The organism is Bacillus sp. LR_5 (assembly GCF_042709275.1).
Genome location: NZ_JAVAXX010000292.1, coordinates 1 through 7545 on the forward strand (window position 1 = coordinate 1; position 7545 = coordinate 7545).

The following is a 7545-nucleotide window of genomic DNA, read 5'->3' on the forward strand; positions in this document are numbered from 1 at the left end:
AAAATAGAAACGTTGATACATAGTGAGGGATTAAACAATGGCCGGTTATACGCCTATGATACAGCAATATTTAAAAATAAAGGCAGAGCACCAGGATGCCTTTTTATTTTTTCGCCTGGGTGATTTTTACGAAATGTTTTTTGAGGACGCCAAAAAAGCGTCACAAGAGCTGGAAATTACGTTAACGAGCAGAGATGGCGGTGCGGCTGAAAAAATACCGATGTGCGGTGTGCCGTATCATTCTGCTTCCGCGTATATCGAACAGCTTATTAAAAAAGGATACAAAGTGGCGATCTGTGAACAGACGGAAGATCCGAAAGCCGCAAAGGGCGTTGTGAAAAGAGAAGTGGTTCAGCTGATTACGCCCGGAACTGTAATGGACGGCAAAGGCATCCATGAATCGGAAAATAACTTTATCGCATCTGTTTCAGCCTGCTCGAACGGATACGGACTTGCGCTGTCTGATTTAACAACGGGAGAAAATTTGGCTGTTTTGATTGAACGGCTTGAAGACGTCATATCAGAAATTTATTCAGTCGGCGCACGGGAAATCGTGGTTTCAGGAAGCTTGGATGCCGATACAGTGGCACAGCTGAGAGAGCGGTGCGGTGCAACAATTTCAATTGAAGACGGAGAAACAGACGAACACGTAACGATCATTGAGCACTTAAATAATGAAGATATAACAAAAACATTTCTGCGCTTATATACGTATTTGAAAAGAACCCAAAAGCGCAGCCTTGATCATCTTCAGCCCGTGCAGGTGTATGAGCTTGAGGAAGCGATGAAAATTGACTTGTACTCAAAGCGTAATCTGGAGCTGACCGAAACGATTCGTTCGAAAAATAAAAAAGGCTCCCTTTTGTGGCTGCTGGATGAAACAAAAACGGCAATGGGAGGCCGGCTGCTTAAACAGTGGATTGACCGGCCGCTTATCAGAGTCAATCAAATCGAAGAGCGCCAAGAAATGGTGGAAACATTAATGTCCCATTTCTTTGAACGGGAAGATCTGCGTGAACGTTTAAAAGAAGTATATGACTTAGAACGCCTTGCCGGCCGCGTTGCATTCGGAAATGTCAATGCCCGGGATTTGATTCAGCTGAAGGAATCGTTAAAGCAAGTTCCTGGCATCAAACAGCTGGTTGCTTCACTGGCTCATGACAAGGCCAAGGAACGTGCAGAGCGCATTGACCCTTGCGGGGATGTACTTGAACTGCTGGAAGAAGCGCTGTACGAAAACCCTCCTTTATCGGTAAAAGAAGGGAATCTGATTAAAGATGGTTATAATCAAAAGCTTGATGAATATCGTGATGCAAGCAGAAACGGAAAAGACTGGATTGCCCGCCTGGAACAGCAGGAGCGGGAATACACAGGCATTCGTTCTTTAAAGGTTGGCTTTAATAAAGTTTTCGGTTATTACATTGAAGTGACAAAAGCAAATTTGCATTTGCTTGAGGAAGGGCGTTATGAGCGGAAACAGACGTTAACCAATGCAGAGCGCTACATTACACCTGAATTAAAAGAAAAAGAAGCGCTCATTTTAGAGGCGGAAAATAACATCTGTGAGCTGGAGTACGAGCTGTTTACCGAGCTGCGCGAGAAAGTGAAGCAGTATATTCCGCGGCTACAGTTGCTTGCAAAACAGATGAGCGAGCTGGACGCACTGCAATGCTTTGCGACAATCAGTGAAAATCGCCACTACACGAAACCGGAGTTCTCTAAAGATGAAGTCGAAGTAATTGAAGGCAGACACCCGGTTGTTGAAAAAGTCATGGACAGCCAGGAATATGTCCCGAACAACTGTATGATGGGCGATAACAGACAAATGCTTCTCATTACAGGTCCAAACATGTCAGGGAAAAGCACGTATATGAGACAAATCGCGCTCATTTCCATTATGGCGCAAATCGGCTGCTTTGTACCCGCGAAAAAAGCGGTGCTTCCGATTTTTGATCAAATTTTCACACGAATCGGCGCTGCAGATGATTTGATTTCCGGACAAAGTACATTTATGGTAGAAATGCTTGAAGCGAAAAATGCGATTGTCAACGCGACGAAAAACAGCCTCATTCTGTTTGATGAAATCGGGCGGGGAACGTCCACTTATGACGGCATGGCGCTGGCACAGGCGATTATTGAATATGTTCACGATCATATCGGCGCCAAGACGCTGTTCAGCACACACTATCACGAGCTGACCGTTCTTGAGGACAAGCTGCCCCAGCTGAAAAACGTTCATGTTCGCGCTGAAGAATATAACGGAACGGTTGTCTTTCTTCATCAAATCAAAGAAGGTGCCGCTGATAAAAGCTATGGTATCCATGTAGCTCAGCTTGCCGAACTGCCGGGAGATCTGATTGCCCGCGCCCAAGATATTTTAAAAGAGCTTGAGCATTCAGGAAACAAACCGGAAGTGCCGGTGCAGAAACCTCAGGTGAAAGAAGAGCCGGCACAGCTGTCCTTTTTTGACGAAGCGGAAAAGCCGGCTGAAACACCAAAGCTTTCAAAAAAAGAAAAGCAAGTGATCGATGCTTTCAAATCACTTAATATACTTGATATGACACCGCTTGAAGCGATGAATGAAATGTACAAGCTGCAAAAGAAATTACATTAAAACGGGGTGATGAATGTGGCAAAAGTCATCCAGCTGTCAGATGAGCTTTCAAATAAAATAGCGGCGGGCGAGGTTGTGGAACGGCCCGCCTCAGTCGTCAAAGAATTGGTGGAAAATGCGATCGACGCTGACAGCACAGTCATTGAAATCGATATTGAGGAAGCAGGCCTTGCATCCATTCGGGTCTTGGATAACGGCGAAGGAATGGAGAATGAAGATTGCAAGCGAGCTTTCCGCCGCCACGCAACGAGTAAAATAAAAGATGAAAATGATTTATTCAGGGTGAGAACGCTCGGTTTCAGGGGAGAAGCCCTGCCGAGTATCGCGTCAGTCTCTCATCTGGAGATTAAAACAAGCACTGGTGAAGGAGCTGGGACGAAGCTCGTCCTCCAAGGAGGAAACATCATTTCCGAATTGCGTTCCTCAAGCAGGAAGGGAACTGAAATTGTCGTTTCCAACCTGTTTTTTAACACACCGGCCCGTTTGAAATATATGAAAACCGTTCATACAGAGCTTGGAAACATTACGGATGTGGTTAACCGTATTGCTCTGGCGCATCCAGAGGTATCGATCCGCCTGCGCCATCATGGGAAAAACCTGCTTCAAACGAACGGAAACGGAGATGTGCGCCATGTACTGGCAGCGATTTACGGCACGGCTGTCGCCAAAAAAATGCTTCCGCTGCATGTGAGCTCCTTGGATTTTGAAGTAAAGGGATATATCGCCCTCCCAGAGATTACACGGGCGTCGAGGAACTATATGTCGTCTGTGGTCAATGGCCGTTACATTAAAAATTTCCCGCTCGTCAAAGCGGTTCATGAAGGCTACCATACGCTTCTGCCGATCGGACGCCATCCAATTACCTTTATAGAAATTACGATGGACCCGATTTTAGTCGATGTCAACGTGCATCCATCGAAGCTTGAGGTCCGGCTCAGCAAGGAAACAGAGCTTCATGACTTAATACGTGACGGAATTAAAGATGTGTTTAAACAGCAGCAGCTGATTCCGAGTGCCCAGCTCCCGAAAAAATCGGCACCTGTTATCAAAAATGAGCAGCAGTTCATAACCTTTGATGAAAAGCCTCCGGAAAGAAAAGTACCGGAAAAAGCGCCTGCGCCATCTCATTCACCAATGAAGCTCAGCTCAGTCGTGAAAGAGCCGGTTGATGCGGAGGAAGAATTGCCTCCTCTCCAATTTGATGCTCCTCCTATCGTTGATCAGGAACAAACCCTTGAGGTGTCCGATGTTTCAGCAGAAGAGCCTGAAACATTTGAGCAGGAATGCCATGAGGAACAGCAGCAGCCAGCATCTGAGCGGGTTCCAATTATGTACCCGATCGGCCAGATGCACGGGACTTATATATTGGCACAAAACGAAAACGGCCTATATATTATCGACCAGCACGCCGCCCAAGAACGTATTAAATATGAGTACTTCCGTGAAAAGGTGGGGGAGGTTGAGCCTGAGGTCCAGGAGATGATTGTACCGCTGACGTTCCACTACTCCACAAATGAGGCTTTGATTATTGAACAGCACAAACAAGAGCTCGAAAGCGTCGGTGTCTTTTTAGAGTCATTCGGCTCTAACAGTTACATCGTCCGCTGCCACCCGGCCTGGTTTCCAAAGGGAGAAGAAGCAGAGCTCATAGAAGAAATCATTCAGCAGGTGCTCGACTCCAAAAATATAGATATTAAAAAACTCCGCGAGGAAGCGGCGATTATGATGAGCTGCAAAGGCTCCATCAAAGCAAATCGCCACCTCAGAAACGACGAAATCAAAGCGCTTCTGGACGACCTCCGAAGCACATCAGACCCATTTACATGCCCGCACGGCCGCCCGATCATCATACACCATTCCACTTATGAGATGGAAAAGATGTTCAAACGCGTGATGTAGCGGGGGTGGTAAGCATTGATCCATTCTCTGAATGGATCAATGCTTTTTTTGTACTCCTTCGAGTGTCAGATTATAAGAAACGGTTGTAAACGTGTGAGCAGTGTTAACGCATTATACTTCATGGTTCCTCTGTATAACAAAATTTCCATTTACAGGCAATTGGGATTAATGTATATTTTGGATGAGGGGGTGGAAGCACATGGCATGTGGTCCGAAGATCATTATCTTTTTGGATGAACTTGATGATCCAAATGTGAGAATCATTTTAGAATGCAGAATTTAAATTACAACATTGTGTTTTGCTCCCTGTTCGTGTGAACAGGGAGTTTTTTCGTTTATATAACTGGTGATGTCCAAATATAAGGTGTTATGAATTCTCCATATCTGCCATCGGCATTTTAAGCTGCTTCTTTATTAGGCTGGTCATCAAAAGCAAGTTCAGTGAAAGCCATCACTGCTGATATCACAACAAGCAAGATATCTGGAATATAAATAGACTGCATAAAGTAATCTGCAAAACAGATCGTTATAAGATTGCTGATAAAATACAGTATAAAAGCAAAAAGTGCAGTCTTTTTCAATGAAAGTGATTTTGCCAAAATGATAGAGATAATCTTTGTGAGTGGGTCTATGATTAAACCTACAGCAAAGCAGGCTAAAATAAATAAAGCTAATGTTTGATTGGAAGCGTATGTGATGCCAAGTATGGAGAATAAGCCTTTCATCCCGAAGAAAAAGCCGCCGAAGATGACTGCAAGCGCAATGGCCGCGATAAAAATGATAGATACAATTCCGATTAATTTTGATCTCAGGTTAAAATCTTTAGAGTGCTCGTTCTGTTCTTTATGGTTCAAGTATGACACTCCCTTCACCTGCTTACTCATACAAACAGCACCCTTGAATCAGCCCAAAATATCTATAAGTCTGTTTTCTGACGAAAATAGTATAGCATATTTTAACAAAACCAAAAAAGGCCCTTTCCACTGGGGAAGGGCCTTTTTCATCATGTTAACTCCTGAGATTCGCCGAAGCTTTCTCTTTTTTTGGCCAAATAAAATAGCTGGCTGTAATGAGAAAGTCAATTCCTATAATGACAGTCCACAGTTTAAGAATGCCGCTCAACGCCTCGGTTCGGGAAGAGTCATTGATAAAATAGATCATCCCTGCCAATAGTCCCGCACCAATTAAGTAGGCCAGCACATGTCTTAGCCAGCCTTTCGCACCGTGCTTGGCATGGTCCATTCCAAAACGTTTCAGCGGTTTTGTTCCTTTTTTTGTCACATAATATTGAAACTTTTCATCTGCCCATTGAATCATTTGTTTCCCATAAGCGATCGATATACCGATGTAAACAGCTGCAATCCCATGGGCTGCGGTCGCTGAGGCTCCGCGGTAAAGGTCCACACCAGTTGCCGCTAACAAGATCAAATCGATAACTGGAGTTAAGGCAAGGAATAGCAGTCCTAATGTATGTCGTTTGAATACGTAGCGTACAGCAAGCCCCAAAACAATGACAACCCAAAACGCAATTTCACAGAAAACAATCATCCATGCGATACCGTTCAATCCATTCCCTCTTTTCAATACAGTTGTATTATTTAAATAATATGTTACCATCTTTGTTTTTGTAACACAACTGTATTATAAAAATTGCCCTCTCATTTTTTTCTTGTTACAATAAAGCTATGCCAAAACAAATTGACCATGAGAAAAGAAGAAAACAAATTGCAGAAGCAACGTGGCGCGTCATTTTAGAACGAGGGATGGAGGGAGCATCAGCCAGAAATATTGCAAAGGAAGCAGGATTGTCATTAGGTGCGCTGCGCCATTATTTCTCTACACAGGATGAATTGCTTGCTTTTGCAATGAAACTTGTCCAAGAAAAGGTGACGGACCGAATTAAGGACATTGCAGTGAGGGATTTGCTCCCTAAGGAAAAAGTGTTGCAAATTTTGCTTGAAATGGTCCCGACGAATGAAGAAACGATTAGAGAGATGGAGGTTTGGTTTGCTTTTACTGCTTACGCCAGACATAAAAAGGATATGTTTGATGCGAATCATGACGGGATTTTCAGCGGCATGCGGAATCTGATTGCCTATTTAGATGAATCCGATTTACTGAAGCCGAATGCTGATAAAGACATTGAAGCTGAGAGACTTTACGCGCTTGTTGACGGCTTGGCTTTACATGCCATGCTTGACCCTGTGCGAGTGAATAAAGACCGAATCAAGCGGGTCATTATGCAGCATGTAGAGTCAATTTGCGTGGAAGATACACGTGAGACACAAAAACGTCATCCTTAAGGCACTAGTGCGAAAAGCGATTCTTGTTGGGCATGCGTCCAAAAGAGTCGCTTTTTTATATTCAAAGAACAAGGATCTCTGAAAAAAATGGAAAACGATCATGCTGTTTGGTAAAGTGGAATGAAAGACGGACTGAGGAGTGAACACTGGTCCATCGTTTAAGAACTTTACATGATAGGGATGGTATAAATGAATCTTACTTACAAGGTGCATCCAATTAAAACAAGGTATCAGGGCTGGACGAATTATTGCTATATCATTGAAGATATTGTAAGCAGATCTGCAATTGTTGTTGATCCCTCATGGGAATTGAGTAAAATAACCACTACACTTTCTGAACTCGAAGCGGAATTAAAGGCAGTCGCATTGACACACTCTCATTATGATCATGTAAATCTGGTAGACCCGCTGACGAAGATGTTTAACGCTCAAGTTTATATGTCAAAAAAAGAAATTGATTATTATCAATTCCGATGCAGAAATTTAATTAGCCTAGATGATCATCAGACAATCAGCATAGGAAACACAAGATCACAATGCCTTCTCACACCGGGGCATACAGCCGGCGGAATGTGTTATTTGTTTTCTGAGAGTATTTTTACCGGAGATACGGTGTTTACAGAAGGGTGCGGCATATGTGAGGATGATGGCAGCTCTGCGGAAGAGATGTTTGATAGTATTCAAAGAATAAAGTCGGAGGTTTCACCCCATGTACGGGTGTATCCTGGT

At 43.7% G+C, this 7545-nt stretch carries 6 protein-coding genes; 4 read left to right on the forward strand and 2 right to left on the reverse strand.

Annotated elements, in window-relative coordinates; translation table 11 throughout:
• Nucleotides 1–37 precede the first annotated feature (37 nt).
• Both mutS and mutL read left to right on the forward strand, forming a co-directional pair.
• A complete protein-coding gene (gene mutS / locus RAC86_RS32205; protein ID WP_029726481.1) occupies nt 38–2614 on the forward strand; it encodes a DNA mismatch repair protein MutS in 2577 nt (858 codons plus the stop codon).
• Nucleotides 2615–2629: 15 nt separating this feature from the next.
• On the forward strand, nt 2630–4513 hold the full coding sequence (mutL, locus tag RAC86_RS32210; protein ID WP_377886461.1) for a DNA mismatch repair endonuclease MutL: 1884 nt from the start codon (nt 2630–2632) through the stop codon (nt 4511–4513).
• Between the two features lie 398 nt (nt 4514–4911).
• On the opposite strand, the gene RAC86_RS32215 is transcribed toward mutL, so the two are convergent.
• Nucleotides 4912–5367 carry a regulatory YrvL family protein gene (locus RAC86_RS32215; protein ID WP_377886464.1) on the reverse strand — a complete coding sequence of 152 codons (456 nt, stop codon included), beginning with the start codon at nt 5365–5367 and terminating at the stop codon, nt 4912–4914.
• Between the two features lie 154 nt (nt 5368–5521).
• Nucleotides 5522–6079, reverse strand: coding sequence for a hypothetical protein (locus RAC86_RS32220; RefSeq protein WP_003245720.1), 558 nt, complete (start codon nt 6077–6079; stop codon nt 5522–5524).
• Between the two features lie 119 nt (nt 6080–6198).
• Between RAC86_RS32220 and RAC86_RS32225 the strand changes: the two genes are divergently transcribed.
• Nucleotides 6199–6816: a TetR/AcrR family transcriptional regulator gene (locus RAC86_RS32225; RefSeq protein WP_029317807.1), complete on the forward strand. Its 618-nt coding sequence runs from the start codon at nt 6199–6201 to the stop codon at nt 6814–6816.
• Nucleotides 6817–7005: 189 nt separating this feature from the next.
• Nucleotides 7006–7545 (forward strand): MBL fold metallo-hydrolase (locus tag RAC86_RS32230; RefSeq protein WP_377886462.1); only part of this gene is annotated, 540 nt, incomplete at its 3' end.

Coding starts and splice junctions, on each gene's coding strand:
- mutS (WP_029726481.1), top strand. CDS start 38: ATGGCCGGTTATACGCCTATGATACAGCAATATTTAAAAATAAAGGCA.
- RAC86_RS32225 (WP_029317807.1), top strand. CDS start 6,199: ATGCCAAAACAAATTGACCATGAGAAAAGAAGAAAACAAATTGCAGAA.